Here is a 20,582-nt window from a genome sequence, read left to right as displayed (position 1 = left end):
AAATATGAGGTGAAACTAGGTTAATTCTTCCGCGAACAATCCAGATCAAAATCAATCAGAGCTTCGAAGGTGCGGTGCCAGGGAAGACTGAATTGCAGATGCTGGGGTCGTTGGCAGAAAGAAGCAAAAGGTTTAGAGGTAAAGTAATCCTGCTCAAGCGTTTTCAAATACCCTTGTAATCGTTCCAGACAGAAGGCTTCCACCTGCTTGTTCCGGCTTTCATCCAGAATGAGTGCTCCTAACCCAGGTTTACCAAAGCGGCGGTTGGCTTCCGGGCGAATCAGCGTGTGGAAATAATAATCATCCAGAACCCGGTTGAGTAAAAACCATTGCTGGGCCGAGTACAGGGCGGTTTTGGGTTGTTTAAAACGTTGCGAAGCCAGGTAATACGTAACGCCTTGGGGTAATGCCGTTCCCAACGTATTTCCGGCGGTATTCCAGGAAGCATACCCACTCAAGGCGGGTAGTAACTGGTGTTTGATGAGTAATGCTGAAAAAACGGAATCTCCGCCCTGCACATTCCCAACGGGATCAATGTCTGCTACGATGACGTGCTTTTTCGAAGCCAGCTTTTCTTTGATTTCGTTTACAAAAGAGATCGCTCGTTGAGGTTGCTGACGGGAGGTATATACGTATAATAAAATCTGAGCATCTGTTTCCTTGTCAACCTGGGTAGCTCCGGCGGATTCAATCTGATAACGCACCGAAGTCGTCAGCGGACGGTCTTCAAAAGGCATCGCCCGTTTGGAGAGCGAATCCGACGAATAATAGACTTTAATTTTAGGAGTAAAAGCAGCCTTTTGGGTCAGGAAACGAGCTAACAGCAACATAGATACCTCATCCGTACCGGGTTGTAAAGCTACTTTCGCCTGAAGGTTTTGCTGGTGGATCTGCTCCCGTAAGCGTTGCCCTTCCGCGATGTGAACACCCTGCGGTTTGGCATCATCCTGCGTGATGAGCAGGTAATCAATAATGCCTTTTTTTACCCATTCAATGGCTTTCTGATTGATGGTATGGTTGCGAAGCCGTGCCTGTTGGTAATCTGCCAGTGCTGTTGCCGGAATAACCTTCGCTAACTGAGCGGTTTCTTCCTGACGGGAAGGGTCAGGGGAAATTTCGGCCCAACGAGCTAACTGGGCCCGGTAAGCGTCATTCTTCATATCAGCCGAAGGGGCTAGCCGCATCAGCACACTCTGAGCATACAGGGGCAGGCGAGGAGCTTTTTCCCGGAGTTTGGCAATAATCTCCAGTCGCTTTACTGCCGTTTCCAGTGGTACCTGATGAACGCGTGACCCCACAAGTCCGCCATATGCTAGCATATCCAGGCAAACAATGGCCGCATCAAAGGACGAAAGATCCTGGGAAAGAATCCACTGCCCAATAGCTTCTGACTGGCCCGGTGTGGTAAACTGGCCCAGCATCGCCAGCGGTGGGGCTACGACTTCGGCCCCGGCAATTTGCCCCATTCGCTGCGTGAATTGCAAACAGGGGGGACGGTCATCCAGGGGAATTAGCAAAATCCGGTTTTTCCCTGGTTTCTGTGCCGTAACGGAAAAACTCCAGAAGATCATCAAAAACAACAAAGAGCGAATCATGCGGTATAGGTTTGCTCGGGTTTATAGCCCTTCATTCCAAAAAAAGTGATGTATGCGTAGCAAATCAGGGGTAATACAAAAGCAATCGACCAGTTGTAATGATCAATGAGATACCCCTGTCCGTAGGAGACAATGGCCCCTCCTGCAATGGCAGTGGACAGGTAACCGGAAGCCTGTGAGGTAGCCGCTCCCAGCCCTTTTACCGATAGTGAAAAAATGATGGCAAACATCACGGAGTTACATACCCCCAGGGCAATCATACTCCAGATAGCCACATATCCATTCGTATTCAGCGAGCAGAAAATTAACGCCATGGAAGCGAAGCCCAGAGCGGTTAGCAGGCGTGCGGGAGCCACGGATTTTAAGACCACAGAGCCAATCAACCGACCGGCCAGCATTCCTCCCCAATAGAAAGCTACAAAGGTATTGGCTTCATTTTCAGAGATTTGGAGAGTATCGGCAATGTAGTTGGTAAGAAAGGTCCCGACGGATACTTCGGCTCCTACGTAACAGAAAAGCCCTAAAACGCCGTAACGTAAATGGCGGTAGGTAAACGGCCCTCGGGCTTCTTTCGTATGAGAATGATTAGCGGTTAAAGTGGGTAATTTCAGTTTCCAGACGGCTACGGCAATCAACAGAAGCACCAGCGAAATGCCGAGATAAGGGTAATGCACAGCCTCACTTGATGCATGTTCGAGTGGGCCCAAAATGAATGCAGAACCAAAAAGAGGGGCCGTAGTTGTTCCGATGGACCCAACTCCCTGAATGAGTGTTAAACGCGAAGAGGCGGTTTTCGCGGGCCCCAGAATAGTAATGTAAGGATTCGCGGCTACCTGTAGTAAAACCATACCAATGGCAATGACAAACAAGGCCCCCAGAAACAGGTAATATTCATGCAGGAGGGCCGCTGGTAAAAACAGGGCAGCTCCCAGGGAAGCAATCATAAATCCCCTAACCATCCCTGATTTATAGCCTACTTTTTCAACGATTTTCCCGGCTGGAATGGACATGATTCCGTAGGTGAGAAAAAAGTAGAATTGGACCAGTGAGGATTGAGAGTAAGATAAATCAAATCCCTTTTTGAAAAAAGGCACCAGCGTATCGTTCAGACAGGTAATAAAACCGATCATAAAGTATAACACCGCCAGCGATACCAGAGCTGGTTTATAGGAAGTTACCTGTGAATCCTCACTGGATTGCGTAAACTCAGAAACGGGGATGTTAGCCATAGTCTAATCCTGATAAAGCGAGCTTTCTTTTTTTGTGGCAATGGCCCGAAGCGTCTGGCTGCATTGATACAAACCTCGGGGTACGTGAAAACAGCCTTTCCATTTGCCACCTTTCAGCGGTAAAAGTACGTCACCCTGGCGATTCAGGTAACCAAACCACTCGGGGTATTCTGCATCTTTAAAGTGAGTCCAGGTATACGCATGGATTTTTTCAAACCATTCCCAGCAACGTTCATCGTCCGTATGCAGGTACGCTTTTAAAAGACTAACCAGCGTTTCCACGTGCACCCACCAGAGCTTCTGATCCCATTCCAGTTGTTGAGGCGGATGTCCTTTGACATCCAGGAAATAGAAAATGCCCTCGTGTTCCGAATCCCAACCGTATTCGATCAGGGATAAGGTAAGGTCTTTAGCCTTGGTAATGAGTTCTTTGTCTCCCCGGCGTTCGGCTAAATCCATGATAAACCACATGGATTCCAGGCCATGCCCTGGATTAATCAAACGTCCTTCAAACGAGTCAGAAAAACGGTTATCCAACCCAATATTCTCGAGGATCAGGTTCAGGTCAGGGCGATAAAATTCTTCCATCACCGCATGAATCCCTTTTTGAATCGTTTCTTCTACCAAAGCCGGGTCCAGCAAATGCTCCAGTTCCAGCACCAGATTGCAAAGAATCATGGGCAAGGCGAAATTCTTCAAAGGCCTGCTTCCCGGATACTGCTTCGTATAAATGCCTTTGGGGTTAGCCTGTTTCGCGAGGATATTCAGGAAGGTTTCTTTGGCTACCTGGGCATATACCTCATTTCCGGTGGCTCGATGCAGTTGGGCCAAACCCATCGCCGCGAAGCAGTCGGAGAAAATATTATAAGGCTGAATCAACGGAGTTCCCTCCTGAGTTAAGGAGAAATACCAGTTTCCGGCTTCATCACGCCCGTGTTTGAGTAAAAATTCGGCTCCCTGAACGGCACAATCCAGCCACTCTTTTTTAGGTTCTATCTGGTTATAGAGCATCGCGAAACACCATACCTGCCGTCCTTGTAGCCAAACGAATTTGTCGGTGTCATATACCTGGCCTTGCCGATCCAGACAGGTAAAAAAGCCTCCGTGTTGAGAATCAATGGAATGCTTCAGCCAAAAAGGGATGATGCCTTCAAGTAACTCATTCTCATAAAGAGTCTGGTAATCAAGTACCTTCATAAAATAGGTTCAGAATAATGAATCAATAACGAAAGGGATGCTTCTCTGATAATGGAACACAGAAACTACGGCATACTTAATAATAATATTTATTAAGTATGCCGTAAATTAACAAAATGATAATTATATAATCAAAACAAAATAATAAAATATTTAAACGGGAACTTTGGCAAGGCCTTATAGATCGAGCGAAGGGATTGGATAATAATGTTCTGTTCAGTATAAAAAATGCAATAGATTGTTCTGAACGATTCTGAAGATGTGGAGCTGGACCAGATGGTCAAGTCTGATACATGGCTTTACTAATGAACTCACGGTTTGATGGGGTTTGAAGATCATAGAACCCAACATCTATGATTAGTAAAGACGATGTTATCACCGGAAAATCAGCGTATACCTTGAAGATTGCAACATTTCCGGTAGTCTATGCACCATTTCATCCGATCCCTCGATTTTTAAATATGGTACTTTGCTAATAATAAATGTTTTTATAAGAAGCTTCTTTTGGATAAGGAAGGCATTCCTCCGTAGGATGAGAGCGAAGTCAGGCTTCTTGTACGAATACACTTTCTAAACCGTACGTATTATGCAACAGTATTACCTGTGTATTCTCGTTTTTCTGGCGAGTAGTCTGGGGCTTAAGGCTCAGCAGACGTATTATGTTTCATCCCTCGGGAACGATGTGACCAACGACGGACTAAGTCCAGCGAGTCCCTGGAAAACCATTGCCAAACTCAATGCCACTACCTTCCAGGCGGGTGACAGCATTCTCTTTCGAAGCGGAGACGTCTTTCGCGGAGAAATACTGGCGAATCAATCCGGGACAGCGGGAGCGAGTATTACGTATAGCTCTTATGGTCAGAGTGCCAAACCCGTTATTAATGGTTCGCAGGTGATCACCAACTGGAGTCTTTATCAGGGCAATATCTACGTGGCCGATTACGCCAGTTCCCTCTCATCGCTGAACAACTTTTTCATCAATGGCGTGTCTCAGCAAATAGGCCGTTACCCCAATGCCGACGCTACAAATCAGGGCTACTTGCGAATCCAGTCAGGAAGTGGCAATAATGTATTAACGGATAATACGCTATCAGGCCAAGACTGGACGGGAGCTACGGCTGTGGTTCGGGTTAATTTGTTTCTGCTCAACAAGCCCGTCATTCAGTCGCACGTAGGTAACACCCTCACGTTTGCGTCACCGGCTCTTGGCAACTATAAAGTAAATGCAGGCTATGGCTATTTCATTCAAAATCACCTGTTAACTCTGGATCAGCAGGGCGAATGGTACTATGACCGAACGGCTCAGAAAATCTATCTGTATTCAAACGTAGACCCTAATCAACTGCTGACGGAAGCTCCGGCTAGCAGTACCTGCTTTTTTGCCAGCGGAAAAAGTAACCTTAGTCTCCAGCAACTTACGTTCACGCAGTCCAATGAGTACGCCGTACGCGTAGACAGTGCCGCAGGAGTATTAACGAAGGGCATTCGGGTAGAAAACTGTCGTTTTGAAAATACGCATAACGGGGTCTGGGTAAATCGGGCTTCGCAGGTGGTGGTTTCCGCGAATGAATGTATAAATACCAACAACAACGCCATTTTTATTACCGCCAGCGAATATGAGTGCAACCGCAACCGAATTACCCGTACGGCTTTGCGGGCGGGCATGGGCGAGCCTAATAATAACCAGTACAATGCCATCAATATGGTAGGACGAAATGCTCTGTCTGCCTGGAATTACATTGATAGCGTAGGCTTTTGCGGCATCCGGTTTGAAGGGCGTAATCTGATCGTAAAGAATAACCGCATTTCTAATTTTGCTCTGGTGAAATGTGACGTGGGGGGAATTTATACCTTCAAGGGTTTTGCCCCGGCAACGTACGGATACGGTAATAACCAGGTGATTGGTAATATCGTGAGTAAGGCCTATCCGAACCTCTTCGGAACGACATCGAAGGTAGTTAATTCCAATTATGCTACTGGCATATACATGGATGGGAACAGCTTCGGGAATCTGGTGGCGGGTAATACCGTGCATCAGGTCATGGGTGCGGCTCTGATGCTGAATGTAACCACCTCGTCGCATACCGTGCGAAACAATACTTTTTACGATAACATGTACGGTTTTGGCTATTTCCCGGATACCGTATTTGTGTCAAGAAACCACCGGGTTACTGGAAATATATTTTATGCCAAGTTGGTGAGTCAGCAGGGCGGTATCTTGCAGACGGGAAGACAGCCCTTCCTGCCGATGGTCGGTACGTTGGATAGTAATTTTTATGCCCAGCCCTTCGAGAAAGATCCTACGTTTGTGCAGACCGTTCTTACCAATTCCACGCCCCGCATATCCAGAGCCTTAACGCTGGGCCAATGGCAGGGTCTTTCCTACGATGCACACAGTCAATTTGGAACGAGTTATTATGCCCCCGTAACGATTCAGTCGGCAGGGGCCAATCGTATTACCAATGCCAATAACAGTACGTTTACCACGGGTCTCACCACGGGTGCTACGGCTTATACCCTGACACCTGCCAGCGGAACGAATGCCCCTACCTGGGATAATACCAATCAACTGGACGGAGGCTCTCTCCGACTAAACATGGACGAGGGGAATGGAACCAAATCCTCCCGGGTGGTCATTAATGTCGGGACGCTAACGTATGGCAAGTATTACCGGCTGAAGTTCTCAGCCAAAGGCAGCGTGGACACTACGGCTTTGCAAGTAGCCTTTCTGACCTCTGCTTCTTCCAATTTCGCCGTATGCAAGTTAAAAACGGTATTTCTATCCTCGTCCCGTCAGGAAGTTGAATTGTTGTTGAGTCCGAACTATACCAACGACAATACCTTCTTAAGCCTCACCCTGCACGATGCTCCCCGTAAAGCCTGGATTGATAATGTAGTATTTGCTGAGCTGGAAGTGACCGAACATTCCCCCGAAGATCAGATTCTTTTTCGGGTCAATCCAGATAGCGTAAGCCAGACCATTAATCTGGGAACGCAGACCTATAAAGACGTGCGTGGTGTAACGTATTCGGGTAATTACACGCTGGCTCCCTACGCGTCCGTCATCCTTGAAAAACAAACCAGTACTCCTTTACCTCTCAAATTACTTAACTTTTACCTAAGAGACGAAAATTGCCAGGTAAAGCTATTCTGGAATACATCCGAAGAGCGGAACGTAAGCCAATTTATCGTCGAACACAGCCGTGATGGGATTCATTTTCAGCCGCTTACGTTCGCTAGTCCGGCGGGGAAAGTGCGGAACTACTATTCCTTCCTGGCTACTCCGCCAGCCGCAGAAATCGGTTACTATCGGCTGAAAATCATGGATCAGGATCACTCCTTTGCGTACAGCTCCATCATCTCGGGTTCGGTACATTGCCCGGAAACGGATGTGATTACCGTCTATCCGAATCCTGCCCAGCGGGTCATTCAGGTAAAGTTGAAGGAAGATCGCTCGGTACCGCTTCGGGTTAGTATTCTCAATCTCGCTGGTCAGGTAATGCTGGCTGAGCATGGGGTAATGGCCGTTGCCGGGAAGGGATTTGAATGCAATATTGAGTCCCTCACCCCCGGCGTTTACCTGCTGAAAATTCAGGAAGATTCAAAAACGTACATCCGAAAATTTGTAAAGTAAAGCATTCGTCGAAGGCCCTCCGTTCATACGGGAGGGCCTTTGGTGTGCCTTCGACCCTGTAATCTTTCTCAGAAGCGATCAGGGAACCTTCTGCCTACCAGAATACTCTGCCAACCCTTAATTCTTTCACCCGTGAAAAGAAAACCGCTAAAGTCTTTTCTGATCTTAATTCTTAGTTATGTAAGTCTTCTGGGCCTGCTACTGTATCTGCTTAAAGTATTTTTGTAATTTTTTGATTAAAAATAAGAGTATAGCAGGATAATTCAGACCTTATGGAAAAGACGTAATCTAACCGTATTTCAATGAGAAGCCTGCTCTTCCTTCTGGGGTTGAATCTGATGGTAGTTTTTGCCTTCGCACAACCCAAACGATCTGTTCACCCAGTCAGGGGCTTGCAGGAAGATCTCATTTTCAAACGGTATGGTAGTGCCGAAGGTCTGCCGGATAATCGGGTTCGTTCGTTTCTTCAGGATAAAAAAGGTTTTTTCTGGGTAGGAACCATGAATGGACTGGCCCAATACGATGGGTATCGGTTTCGGAAATTTTACAAAAATAAAGACGCCATTGCGGGCAACTGGGTGTATGATCTTTGCGAAGACTCGCAGGGCTTCATCTGGATTGGAACCCGGGAAGGACTGAGTCGCTTCGATCCTCGTAGGGAAACGTTTGAGAATTTTAGAAATAATCCCGGCGACCCGACCTCGCTGTTTTGTAATCAGATTAATGCCCTGGCCGTAGATACGCAGGGGAAGGTATGGATCGGGACACCCCAGGGATTAAGTGTCTGGAATCCAGCTAGTCGGCAATTCCAAACGATTCAGACGTATCCGTTGAATCATCCCATTCGGCGGATCATCCGTTCGCAGGGCGATTACCTCTGGGTGGCGACCGCAGCCGGTCCCGTTCGGTACAACAGCCGCAGCGGCCAGCACACATTTTATCCTTTTTCGGTGCAGCCCAATGCATATGGCGATCACTTCTGGTCTTTACTGGAAGACAACCAGCACTTGTATCTGGCTACGGGCGGCAATGGTTTATGGCGGTTGCCCTACGATTCCGTTACTAAAAAATACGGTCCGTTTGAGCCGTTGAACCACTTCCCCAGCCAAACCCTGGAACGCACGCAGATTTTTGACATCTGTAAATCTCCCGACGGTGCCTTTTGGTTAGGTACCGATCAGGGCTTGGCCCGATTAACCCAGTTGCACACGCCCCAGGCTCAGCTTCAGTGGTACCGCACCAATGCGAGCAATCCCCAGAGTTTGAGTAATAACCTGGTGTATCGGCTGTATCTGGATCGAACGCAGGTACTCTGGTGCGGTACTGAGCAGCAAATGAGTGCACTCGACCTGAGTTTATTGCCTTTCCGGTCGTTCTCTTTTTCAACGGGATTAGCAGATAATCAGGTTCGTAGCATTGCTACCGATGCCCAAGAATCGGTCTGGCTGGGCATGAGTAAAGCGGGTCTGTACCGTTATTCCCTACTCGACGGATCTACGAAAAAATACGAGTTTGATACGCCTTTCTGGAACGATCACCGAGCTCTGCTGGTCAGCTCAGCAGGAGACGTATGGATGGGAACCCTCGGCGGAGCCCTGCGGCTGAAGAAAAACCAGCAGATTGAAACCGAACTAAAGGGAGCCGCCGTTTTCTGTTTGCTGGAAGATTCCCGGAAAAACATCTGGCTAGGAAGTAACCAAGGGCTTTACCGTCATGGCTTTGACGGGACAAAAGTTCGCGTTCGATTAGGGAACACGGATACGGAATTCATTCGCTCCCTGACCGAAGATCAATCGGGGAAGCTGTGGATTGGTTTTGATAACAACGGGCTGGGTCGCTATGATCCGGTTACGGGAGCCTTTGAACGAGTGCAGGAAACGGATTCAGATCGCCTGGGAACGGCTATCTACACGCTGGTTGAGTTCCCTAAAAATGTGATCTGGGCGGGCTCCGAGTCAGGACTGCATCGGATTCAGCGGAAAGCTGCCGGGCGGTACCAGATTCAGACCTTCACGGAAAAAGACGGCCTCCTGCATCCTTCCGTCAATGGTATTATTCTGGATAAAAACGGCCTGCTCTGGATCAGTACAATCAAGGGACTCATGCGTTTTGATCCTGGCTCGGGCCGTTTTCAAACGTTTTTGCCGCATCAGCATTTCAATTATAACGTCATTACCCGCCTCAAAAACAACGCACTCGTCTACGGCTTAACGAACGGCTTTCTGTATTTTGATCCGCTTCAATTAAGCCGTCAGGTGCTACCTCCGAGGGCGGTTCTGACGGATTTTAAATTGTTTAGTGAAAGGGTAGGCATTGGCGAGGCAATCAATGGCGATACCGTTTTGAATCAATCCCTTCAGCAAACGCGAGCGATTACGCTCAATTATAAAAATAACGTATTTAGTATTGATTTTGCAGCTCTGGAGCTTACCAATCCCGAGGGAGCCAGGTATGCCTACCAGATGGAAGGTTTTGATAAAGCCTGGATTAACGTAGACCCGCAGCATCGTTCGGCTACCTATACCAACCTCAGTGCCGGGACCTACGTTTTTCGGGTAAAAGTGGCTAATAGTTACGGCGAGTGGAGTCGGCAACCCGCCAGCATAACGCTTACCATTCTGCCGCCGCCCTGGAAAACCTGGTGGGCCATTGCGGGGTACATTCTGGTCTTTCATGGGTTAATGTTCGTCTTTATTCGTCACTTGCTTGCCCAGGCCCGTCAACGGGATGCTCTGGCCTTGGAACAGGCTGAAAAAGAGCAGATTAAAAACCTGAATCAGCTGAAACTTCGTTTTTTTACCGACATTTCGCACGAATTTCGGACGCCCCTTACCCTGATGGCCGGACCTATTGAAGATCTCATCAGTAACCCGGAAGTAAAAGGACCCATCCGGGAAAAAGTGAGCATGCTTCAGCGAAACAGTCGTAAGCTTCTACAACTCATTGAGGAGTTAATGACCTTCCAGAAACTAGAGCAGGGTAAAATTACCCTTCAGCTTCAGTCGGTAAAACTGCTGGAATGGCTGAATGAAATCTATCAGAACTTTATCCCGCTGGCTCAACGCCAACAGATTCGCTTTGAACGCATTACGCCAGATGCGGAAGTCTGGGTAATGATTGATCCTTTGCAAATGGAAAAGGTGATGAACAATCTGTTGTCTAACGCCTTTAAATACACGCCTACTGGTGGGACAATCCGGCTGGAAGTTTCTATCTCAGGGGAAGATCGGGTTTGTCTGAACGTGCAGGACTCGGGTAGTGGACTGAGTGCGGAAGAGCAGAGCCACCTGTTCGAGCGTTTTTACCAGTCGGACCCTAATAGGGGCGGCTCGGGGGTGGGTTTATCGCTGGCGAAAAGTCTCATTGAGCTACACGGTGGAGCGATTACCGTATCGAGTCAGCCGCATGTACAAACCAACTTTACGGTCTGGCTGCCTTTGCAAATGAAGGCAGAAGAAAAAGACTTACAGCCTTTGGATGCTGGCATTTCTGTCCCTATTTCAGTTCCTGAATTGGTTCCTGATCCGGTTTCAGATCAGGAACTTCCTGAGTTGTTAGTAGTAGATGATAATGAGGAGATTCTGGATTTCCTTCAGCTCCTGTTTCAGCATCAGTATCGCATTCATCGGGCCCGTCATGGGCAGGAAGCTCTGGACTATCTACAGCAGCATGAGCCTCAGGCCATCATCAGCGATATTATGATGCCCGTAATGGATGGATTGGAGTTGTGCCGACAATTGAAAAGCAGCCTCCATACCTGTCACATTCCGCTGGTTTTATTAACGGCCCGCACACGGGTGGAAAGTGAAATGGAAGGGATTGGGGTAGGGGCGGACGAATATCTGGCCAAACCCTTCCACCCGGAATTACTACGGGTTCGGGTTCAGAAGTTGATTGAAAGTCGGCAGCAGCTCATTCGGAAATACCAGTCAGCCGAAGAAATAGCTCCGCAAGCGTTAACCCGCAATCCGCTTGATGAAGCCTTCCTACAAAAGGTAATCTCGTCCATTGAGCAAAACTTGAGTAATGAAGAATTCAGCGTGGAAGACCTCGGCGATTGCGTGTGCATGAGTCGGAGTAACCTCTTCCGAAAACTGAAAGCCCTGACGGGTCAGACGCCCGCTGGAATTCATTTATTTCATTCGACTCAAACACGCCATGAACCTGTTACTGAAACGCCGTCACAGCATTACCGAAATTACGTATGAAGTCGGCTTCAAGAATCCGTCTTCGTTCAGCAAATCTTTTCGCAAGCAGTTTGGCAAAGCCCCCACCGAATACCTTCAGGACCTGATTGACCGTCAGGTACACTAAGGGCTTGGCACTACTGCGTTTTTTAGGAGTTACTCATGCATTCAAGCCCCGGTTCGGGGCTTTTTTCATTTAAATGGGTCTAAAAACGCGAAAAAGCAACATTTCCACTAGTGTCTGCAACATCTCGGCCTACTCCGCGACTTGGTGAGAGGCTACATTTGCTCAGTCATTATTGAATTTTATGAAGATAAAATATCATCATAAATAGTCGATTCAAAAGGGGCTAATGACGCTCGTCAAGACTTACACCGTTTATCTAAACTTATTTTTATGCGATTACTCATACCTTTTTTAGTGTTGTGGTTCGTTCCTTTGCTGGGGTCAGGTCAGGAACTTTTCCTGAAGGGTCGGGTCACGGCTGAGGGTGGTCAGGGCTTACCCGGGGTCAACGTAGTAGTAAAAGGCACCAACATAGGCACCTCTACCGATGCGGAAGGAAGGTATCAGCTCCGGCTTCCTTCGGGGGACGGAACCCTGCTTTTTTCTTCCATTGGTTACATTAAACAGGAGGTACCTCTGGCCAATCGGACCAGTATTGACGTAACGTTGTTACCCGATGCTCAGGCCCTGAACGAAGTAGTGGTAGTGGGTTATGGCGAACAGAGCCGCAAATCTCTTTCAACCGCTGTAAGCTCCGTATCCTCCAAACAACTGAAAGATATTCCCGTAGCCAACCCCGCCCAGGCTCTGGCCGCTCAGGTATCAGGAGTGAACATCACCCAAACGGGTGGTCAGCCGGGAGCGGCTCCGGTCATTCGCATTCGGGGAGTAGGTTCGCTCGGAGCGGGTAATAGTCCGCTTTACGTAGTAGACGGGTATCCGCTGGCCAGTGCGGATAACTTCAATCAGATCAATCCTGGCGATATCCAATCCATAGAAGTATTAAAAGATGCGGCGGCGGCGGCCATTTACGGCTCCCGGGGAGGAAATGGCGTGATCCTGGTGACGACCAAACGCGGCGAAGTGGGTAAACCCCGAATCATGTTTAATACCTTCGCGGGCGTGCAAAATCTGGCCCGTAAAGTTTCATTGATGAACAACCAGCAGTTCATTGATTTCTCCAGAGAATCGGCGATCAATGCCGGGCTTAAGTATTACGCTTTTTACGACAATCCGCCCAGCGATTTGCCTGAAACCGACTGGCAGGAAGCCATTTATCGTCAGGCATTCATGACTCAGCAGGAGCTATCGGCTTCGGGTGGAAGTGAGAAAGTACGTTACCACGTCTCGGGTTCTTACCTCAAGCAGGAGGGCATTCTCAAAGCGACCGGATTTGAACGGTTTACGCTACGGGCTAACCTGGAAATGCAACTCTCTAAACGCGTTCGAGCTGGCGTAGTACTGGCTCCCTCTCTTACGAATACTCAGTACCAAACCGTTGCTGGTACTAACGATGCCTCCATCATTGCCGTGGGAACGGACCCCATTGCGGCGGCTCTGGTGATGCCTTCGCTGTTTCCCGAACGCCTGCCCAATGGCGATTATGCCAACACCAATAATTATCCGTTGACGCAGGGAGCTAATTCCATCTCGCCTAACTTCAGAGGTCCAACGGTTCAGTTTGACCAGTACCGGGATCGGGGCAGCAGTCCCAGGTTTTTAGCCAACTCTTTTATCGAATGGGAATTGGTACCGGATCTGACTGCTAAAACCAGCTTTGGCGTAGAGTACAATACGGATACCCGTAATCAGTTTGTGCCCGCCACGATGCCCTCCAACACGGCCCCCACGGCAAACCTGAGTAACCCACTGGTAAATAACATTGCCGCCGCCAAACGGATGAATACCAGCTCCAACTGGCTGTGGGAAAACACGCTGCATTACCGTAAAACTTTCCACGAAGACCATTCCTTCGATGTTCTGGCTGGTTATACGGTGCAGTCGGCCACGGGGTCCGGGAATGTGATTACGGGAGTAAATGGCAGTTTCATTAACGATTTGATTACGAATGTGAGCGGAGCCGGAACGACTACAGCGACGAATACTTACTCCCAAAACAATCTGGTATCTTATCTGGGGCGGGTTAATTATAGCTATCAGGATCGGTACCTCTTTTCGGCGGCTATTCGTCGGGATGGTTCTTCCCGCTTCGGAGCGAATAATCGCTATGCTACCTTCCCGTCGGTATCTGCTGCCTGGCGACTTTCGGAAGAAAACTTCATGAAATCAGTAACCCTCATTAGTGATCTGAAAATCAGAGGTAGTTACGGGCTAACGGGTAATAATAACATTGGAAATTACGCTTCCCAGAGTTATGCGACCCAGGCCAATTATTCTTTTGGCTCAGGGGCCGGGGCTCGTACGTATGGGTATGCGGCTACGAATATTGCCAACGCCAGCCTCACCTGGGAAACGAACCAGCAGACGGATTTGGGTCTGGAGTTAGGTTTGTGGCAGGACCGGATTTATCTGACCGCAGATGTGTACCAACGGCTCACGACAGGTCTGTTGAATAACCGAAATGTTCCGGCTCTGGTTGGAATCGCAGGCTCGGTGCTGGAGAACATCGGGAAAATAAGCAATAAGGGGCTGGAGCTTTCCATTACATCCCGGAACGTAAGCGGTAAATCCCTGAGCTGGACTACCAACGGTAATATCTCCTTCAATCAAAACCGGGTGCTTTCGCTGGTGAATGACAAACCCATTTACTACAGTGCGGGCGGCTTTACGAATTACGCCATTGTTGAACCGGGGAAGGCTCTGGGAGAATTTTACGGCTACCGACAGATAGGTGTCTTCAAGGATCAGGCCGAGGTAGATGCCGGAGCCGTCTGGGCCAGTGGAGGCTCAAAACCCGGAGATATCAAGTACGAAGACATCAATGGAGATGGCCGAATCAATGCGTCGGATTTAACCTATTTGGGTAACCCGCTGCCGAAATTCATTTACGGACTCACCAATACCCTTACCTGGAAAGGATTTGATCTGAACGTCATTTTGCAAGGCTCGCAGGGAAATAAAATCTGGGCTCAGTGGTTGCGATCGGGTTACTTTTTCAACGGCAACGCCAATACCATTACGGACGTAGCCAATCGCTGGCGGTCAGCCAGCGATCCCGGCAATGGCTGGCAGCCCCGGGCTACGAACACCCCTTCGGGTGGAGCCAATAACCCGTCGAGTCGTTATGTATACGATGCTTCGTTTCTTCGTATCCGCACGGTATCCCTGGGGTACACCCTTCCTTCCCTCCTTACCAAACGCTGGAAAATCGAGCAGGCTCGTTTGTACATGAGCGGTCACAACCTATACACCTTTACGAAATACATCGGGTATAACCCCGAAGCCAATGATAACGGAAACACGACTGCCCCCACGTACGGCTATGATTCGGCTTCGTATCCATTAGCCCGCACCATCACGGTGGGCATAAACCTGGGTTTTTAACCGTGCCAATTTTCAATTCTATGAAACGTATCCTGTTTATTACCAGTCTGCTGATGGCTTGTTTAACGGCCTGTCAACAAAATTTTCTGGAATTAAGAGATCCAACAAAGATCCCAACGGAAAATTTATTTACGTCCGCTTCGAATGTGTCGGCTGCCGTAACGGGCGTATACAGCCAGCTACAACCCATTTATAACAATAGCTATTTCGTATTCGGGGAAATGGCCAGCGATAATGCTTACGAACCCGTCTCTGCCAATGCCCGGTATTTCTTCTCCATTTTTGGAGTCGAGGAAAACAACCCAAACCTGCAAACCATGTGGACGGATAGTTACCGCTGCATCAGCCGGGCCAACACCGTGCTAGCTCATGCGGGAACGGTCGCTATGGATACGACCTTGCGTAACCGCTACCTGGCTGAGATGAAGTTTATTCGGGCTTTAAACTACTTTAATCTGGTACGCGTCTGGGGAGCGGTGCCGCTGGTAACGGAAGATTTAGGAGCGGACTATCAAAAGGCCTATACTTATGGCCGAACGCCTGTCAACGAAGTATATGCCCAGGTTGTCAAGGACTTGCAAGAAGCTGCAACGGCTCTGCCCGTGACGTATTCGGCTGGAGATCTGGGGCGGGCTACTCGTAGTGCTGCCAAAGGCTTGCTGGGGAAAGTGTATTTAACCCAGGGGAATTATTCGCAGGCCGCCGCCGTACTGGGGGAGTTGATTCCCGGCACACCCACGGCGGGCAATCTGGCCAGCGTACACGCCTTACTAACGACGAGTTTTGAGGATGTTTTTTCGACGGGTAACGAAATGAATAAGGAAATACTCTTCGCGGTGCGGTATCTGTCGGGAGGCATCGGGCTGGGTAGTGGATTTGCCAGCAATTTTCTTCCTACCTATTCTGGAACGGATATTATCAAAGCGGGATTATCCGGCGGCCCGGTAGTGCGGCAGGATCTGGCCACTGCCTTTCCGGAAGGGGACCGTCGCAAAGCCCTTTCGGTTGGTTATTACACCAAAGGAAACAGTGCCGCGACTTCCGATTATTACACCCGTAAATACATTGGCAACGGGGCTCCCTTTGCTCGCAATGACGGCGATAATGACTGGATTGTACTTCGGTACGCGGATGTATTGCTGATGTACGCGGAAGCCCTCAATGAATCAGGATCATCAACCAGTGCTTTAGCCTACCTTAACGCGGTTCGGAGCCGGGCGGGGCTGGCCGCTTTAACCACTAGCAGCCCGAGTGAACTCCGCCTGGCCCTGGAAAACGAACGTCGCCTTGAGCTCAGTTACGAAGGGCACCGATGGTTTGATCTGGTCAGAACGGGCCGTTTATTACCCGTAATGAATGCCTTTTATGAGAAGTACGCCAAAATAGCCTCCACCCCGCAGGTTCCTAATAATGGCTTATTTGTCAATAGTGGGGGCAGCCTGGTGCAGGTACAACCGCATCAGGTACTCTTTCCCCTGCCACTTGCTGAGTTGCAGTATAGTTCACAATTAACTCAGAATGAAGGCTATTAAAACACAGCCTGGGTTCCGTGGCTTGCTGCCCTTGAACCCAGACTTACTGATTTTTCATATGCGTATCCGTAGTACACTACTCATTTACTGGCTCCTGCTTCCCGGTTTAATTCTGGCTCAGCCCAGTTCTCTAAAGCAAGCCCAACTGGTTAAAGTCCGGGCGGGATTGCCTCACTTTTTTGAAAAGATCAAAGCGAAGGAAAAGGTGCGGATAGGATACCTCGGCGGAAGCATTACCGAAGCCAGTGGGGGTTGGCGAGACCAGTCTCTGCAATGGTTACAGAAGCAGTATCCGCAGGCCACGTTTACGGGAATAAATGCCGGCGTTGGAGGGACGGGCTCTGATTTAGGCGTGTTCCGGGTAGAACCTCAGGTCTTGGGATTGAAACCAGATTTGGTCTTTGTGGAATTTGCAGTGAACGATCAGGGGAAGAAACCGGAGCAGATTTACCGGGCCATGGAAGGCATCGTAAGAAAAATCTGGCGGCAGAATCCGACCATTGACATTTGTTTCGTCTATACCCTGACGGCTGATCTGGCTCCCTATTACCAGCGGCAGGAACTGCCACCGGCGGCTTTGGCGATGGAGGAAATTGCGGAGCACTACGACGTTCCGGGCGTTTGTCTGGGGCTGGAAGTGGCCCGGCTGGCTCAGGAAGGGAAACTGATTTTTAAAGGCAAACCGGAAGAGCATCCCCAACAACTGGTATTTTCGGCAGATAACGTACATCCTTATCCAGAGACGGGTCAGGCTCTTTATACCCAGGCTTTGGGAGCAGCTTTACGTAAACTGGCTTCGGTACAGAAAAAGGAAAGAGCTTTTGTGATGCCCGCTCCTTTCGTGGCCGATCATTGGGAAGCTGCCCGCATGGTGCCCCTCGACAGGCTTGCCCGGCACGGTAGCTGGCAGATCATAAAACCCGGCACGGATTCTGTTGCTTACCTGCTTCGCAATCGGTTTTCGTACTTGCTAAAATCCACACATCCGGGCGATTACCTGGAAGTACGCATGAAAGGGCTGGCCTGTGGTCTGTATGACGTCGTAGGGCCGGGTTGCGGCTCCTATGAATGGCAAATGGATCAGCAAACGCCCCAACTCATTCCTCGGTTCGATTCGTACGCCACCTATTACCGATCCCATTTTTTTGTCATGCCTACGCCACCCGAGCAGGCCCACGTCATCCGGTTTCGGATTTCCGGGGAGAAACTGAACAAGGCCGACATCCTCAGCAAAAGAAATCAACGCATGGATGATAGCCGCCGCTTTGAAGAAAATGCCGGGTACGCAGGTCAGCTTTTACTGGTGGGTGACCTGATTCCTTAGACCGCATCCCATGAAAAAAACGTATCTAACGCTATTTTGTATCCTGGGCATTTTAATGGCCAATGCCCAGCAACGGGGTAATAAACCCGAGCGGGAAGCCTGGTTCATGGATCTGGGCTTTGGGATGTTCATTCACTGGAGTCTGGATGCTCAGGTGGGAGCCGTCATTAGCCACTCAATGGCCGGAGCCTCCTCGGACTATCTCCGGCGATTTACCACGGAATTACCTAAAACCTTCAACCCAAAGAAGTTTGATCCCGAAGATTGGGCGGTGCTGGCCCGATTGGCAGGCATGAAATACGTCGTTTTTACGGCCAAACATCACTCAGGATTCTGCCTGTGGAATACGCAAACGACTGCGTTTCAGGTCATGCAAACGCCTTTCGGGCGAGATATACTTCGGGAAGTAATGGAAGCGTTTCGAAAGCAGGGCATTGCCATTGGGCTATACTTTTCTCCAGAAGACTTTTACTTTCTGTATCAGCATCAGCTTCCCATCGGACGCTTGCAACATCCGCAACATTATCCGGCCCAGAACCCGGCTTTGATGGCTTACGATAAGCGTCAGCTTAAAGAGTTACTGACGCAGTATGGGAAAATTGATCTTTTGTTTTTTGATGGGCCAGCCGAGGGGCTGAAAGAATATGCCTGGCAACTGCAACCTGAACTGGTGGTTACCCGAGGGCAGATGAATACCCCCGAACAAACGCTGCCCGACCAGCCGATTCCGGGTCCCTGGGAGGCTTGTTTCACCATGGGGACGGACTGGCAGTATAAGCCTACCAATGATCCTCATAAATCGGGTACGGAAATTATCCATATGCTGATTGAAACACGAGCCAAAGGCGGAAATTTACTCCTGAACGTAGGACCTAAACCCAATGGAGAAATTCAGATGGAACAGGAAGCTTTATTACGTGAAATAGCCCTGTGGCAATTGGTAAATCAGGAAAGTGTAGACCACGTTCGACCCTGGCCCCTGACCCGGGAAGGCCCTTACTGGTTTACCAGGGCTCGGGAGTCGAATACTGTTTATGTCTTTATTCCCGGAGGAAAAGAGTGGAAATTACGGCGAAAGAAAAGATTTTGTGTTTCATACCCTGGAAGGCACCGCTCAGACTCGCGTGGAAGTGCTGGGTTATGCCAGCGAATTAGTGGAATATCGACAGGGATTTGATGCCCGGTTACTGGTGCAGCCCACTAGTATGGGTTTGGCGGTTAGTGCCGTAAACGGACAGCGACTCTATACCAATAACCAGTGGCCTAATCCGGTGGTACTAAAAATTTCGAACGTAACCTATAAACCAATCCAAACGCAGGATAAACGCGATGTCATAGACGGGGCTCATTAACATTTTTCTTTACTGGATTTAAAGCTAACGTTTTAAGGGGTAATCGCTTCTAGGTTCGTTTCTTCTGGCATAAAGGAAGGGACGAATCTAGAAGCGATTATCCCGTTTTCTTCTCATGCAGAGGGGGTACATCTTTTAGGAGTACAGTTGCTTGAAGCCATCCTTTCCCCTTCAGCTCTTTCTTTTTTGTTGCTCAGCAAAAGAAAATGTTATTGATTTACAAAGTTTTTTTTGAATTTAACTAAGGGTGTTTGGGCATTTCACTGACTTAGTAATAGAAACAGGAAGTCAGGACTCGTCTTCGTGCTTCAGCTATTCAATCGGGTAGTTTTGTCCGTATAACTTTTAGAGCTAACACGCCGGATGCAGTCTTTACCTGAACAAGAACCAACAACCAAAGGGCCTGTTTTTTCCGAAGATAAGGTACCCATCGTGGCTGACAGTGAGCAATTCATTCGACAGGCTTTTGCTCAGGATTCCCGCAAGGGCTACGAGCTTCTATACCGAAGGTACTATAAAGTCCTTTGCAGTCACGCCGTGCGTTACGTGTATGGACGGGAAGTGGCCGAAGACCTGGTGAGTGAAGTATTCCTGAGTCTCTGGCGAAATCAGTCATTCATGACCATTACCAGCAGCTACCGGGCTTATTTATTTTCAGCCGTTCGTAAACGAGCCTATTCGCATGTACAGGAAGAATTCGGCAGAAGGGGAATTTCTCTGGAACAGCCGGAAGAAACGCTGCCCACGCAGGATGATCCTCAGCATATTTTACAGTACACCGAATTACTCAATCAGCTCGAAAACGGCATTCGGTCTCTGCCGCCCCAATGCCAGCGGGTTTTTCTGCTGAGTCGATTTGAGGGGAAGAAGCACCGCGAAATAGCCGATGAGCTGAATATTAATCAGAAAACGGTGGAAGCCCATCTGCATAAAGCCCTGGAGCATTTACGCCGCATTACGCAAAACGGCTTTTTATTTCTTTTACTCTGGATCAGCTAAGTCGGGAAAAGCCCTGACACTT

The 20,582-nt window shown here is 48.9% G+C and carries 12 protein-coding genes; 9 read left to right on the top strand and 3 right to left on the bottom strand.

What is annotated here, in order from left to right:
- Positions 1 to 20: 20 nt before the first annotated feature.
- Genes QE357_RS21385 through QE357_RS21375 form a run of 3 tightly spaced genes read right to left on the bottom strand, consistent with a single transcriptional unit; the run spans position 21 to position 4,021 of the window.
- Complete coding sequence (locus tag QE357_RS21385) at positions 21 to 1,595, bottom strand: DUF4127 family protein (protein WP_309712189.1); 1,575 nt, start codon at positions 1,593 to 1,595, stop codon at positions 21 to 23.
- Positions 1,592 to 2,824, bottom strand: a complete 1,233-nt coding sequence (locus tag QE357_RS21380; RefSeq protein WP_309712186.1) for a sugar MFS transporter — start codon at positions 2,822 to 2,824, stop codon at positions 1,592 to 1,594. Before QE357_RS21380 ends, QE357_RS21385 begins: the two co-directional genes overlap by 4 nt.
- A gap of 3 nt (positions 2,825 to 2,827) precedes the next feature.
- Positions 2,828 to 4,021: an AGE family epimerase/isomerase gene (locus QE357_RS21375; RefSeq protein WP_309712183.1), complete on the bottom strand. Its 1,194-nt coding sequence runs from the start codon at positions 4,019 to 4,021 to the stop codon at positions 2,828 to 2,830.
- Positions 4,022 to 4,607: 586 nt separating this feature from the next.
- Between QE357_RS21375 and QE357_RS21370 the strand changes: the two genes are divergently transcribed.
- The 9 genes from QE357_RS21370 (at position 4,608) to QE357_RS21330 (ending at position 20,560) form a co-directional block, all read left to right on the top strand.
- A complete protein-coding gene (locus QE357_RS21370; RefSeq protein ID WP_309712181.1) occupies positions 4,608 to 7,655 on the top strand; it encodes a T9SS type A sorting domain-containing protein in 3,048 nt (1,015 codons plus the stop codon).
- A 302-nt stretch (positions 7,656 to 7,957) separates the two neighbouring features.
- Entirely contained in the window at positions 7,958 to 11,863 is a 3,906-nt protein-coding gene (locus tag QE357_RS21365; RefSeq protein WP_309712178.1) for a two-component regulator propeller domain-containing protein, read from the top strand.
- The gene (locus tag QE357_RS21360) at positions 11,814 to 11,969 is read left to right on the top strand and encodes a helix-turn-helix domain-containing protein (protein ID WP_309712176.1); all 156 of its coding nucleotides are present in this window, start codon (positions 11,814 to 11,816) and stop codon (positions 11,967 to 11,969) included. The genes QE357_RS21365 and QE357_RS21360 overlap by 50 nt, the downstream gene beginning before the upstream one ends.
- Before the next feature lie 270 nt (positions 11,970 to 12,239).
- Complete coding sequence (locus QE357_RS21355; RefSeq protein ID WP_309712173.1) at positions 12,240 to 15,353, top strand: TonB-dependent receptor; 3,114 nt, start codon at positions 12,240 to 12,242, stop codon at positions 15,351 to 15,353.
- Between the two features lie 20 nt (positions 15,354 to 15,373).
- Positions 15,374 to 16,885, top strand: a complete 1,512-nt coding sequence (locus QE357_RS21350; protein WP_309712170.1) for a RagB/SusD family nutrient uptake outer membrane protein — start codon at positions 15,374 to 15,376, stop codon at positions 16,883 to 16,885.
- Between the two features lie 58 nt (positions 16,886 to 16,943).
- Positions 16,944 to 18,209, top strand: a complete 1,266-nt coding sequence (locus QE357_RS21345) for an SGNH/GDSL hydrolase family protein (RefSeq protein WP_309712167.1) — start codon at positions 16,944 to 16,946, stop codon at positions 18,207 to 18,209.
- Between the two features lie 10 nt (positions 18,210 to 18,219).
- Positions 18,220 to 19,386, top strand: a complete 1,167-nt coding sequence (locus tag QE357_RS21340; protein ID WP_309712164.1) for an alpha-L-fucosidase — start codon at positions 18,220 to 18,222, stop codon at positions 19,384 to 19,386.
- Positions 19,298 to 19,561, top strand: a complete 264-nt coding sequence (locus QE357_RS21335) for a hypothetical protein (RefSeq protein WP_309712161.1) — start codon at positions 19,298 to 19,300, stop codon at positions 19,559 to 19,561. The genes QE357_RS21340 and QE357_RS21335 overlap by 89 nt, the downstream gene beginning before the upstream one ends.
- A gap of 363 nt (positions 19,562 to 19,924) precedes the next feature.
- Positions 19,925 to 20,560, top strand: coding sequence for an RNA polymerase sigma-70 factor (locus QE357_RS21330; RefSeq protein WP_307140554.1), 636 nt, complete (start codon positions 19,925 to 19,927; stop codon positions 20,558 to 20,560).
- Positions 20,561 to 20,582: the final 22 nt, after the last annotated feature.

This window comes from Siphonobacter sp. SORGH_AS_0500 (genome assembly GCF_031453245.1).
Lineage (GTDB): Bacteria > Bacteroidota > Bacteroidia > Cytophagales > Spirosomataceae > Siphonobacter.
Note: the sequence above shows the minus strand (reverse complement) of the source record. Positions and strands in the feature narration are given on the sequence as shown.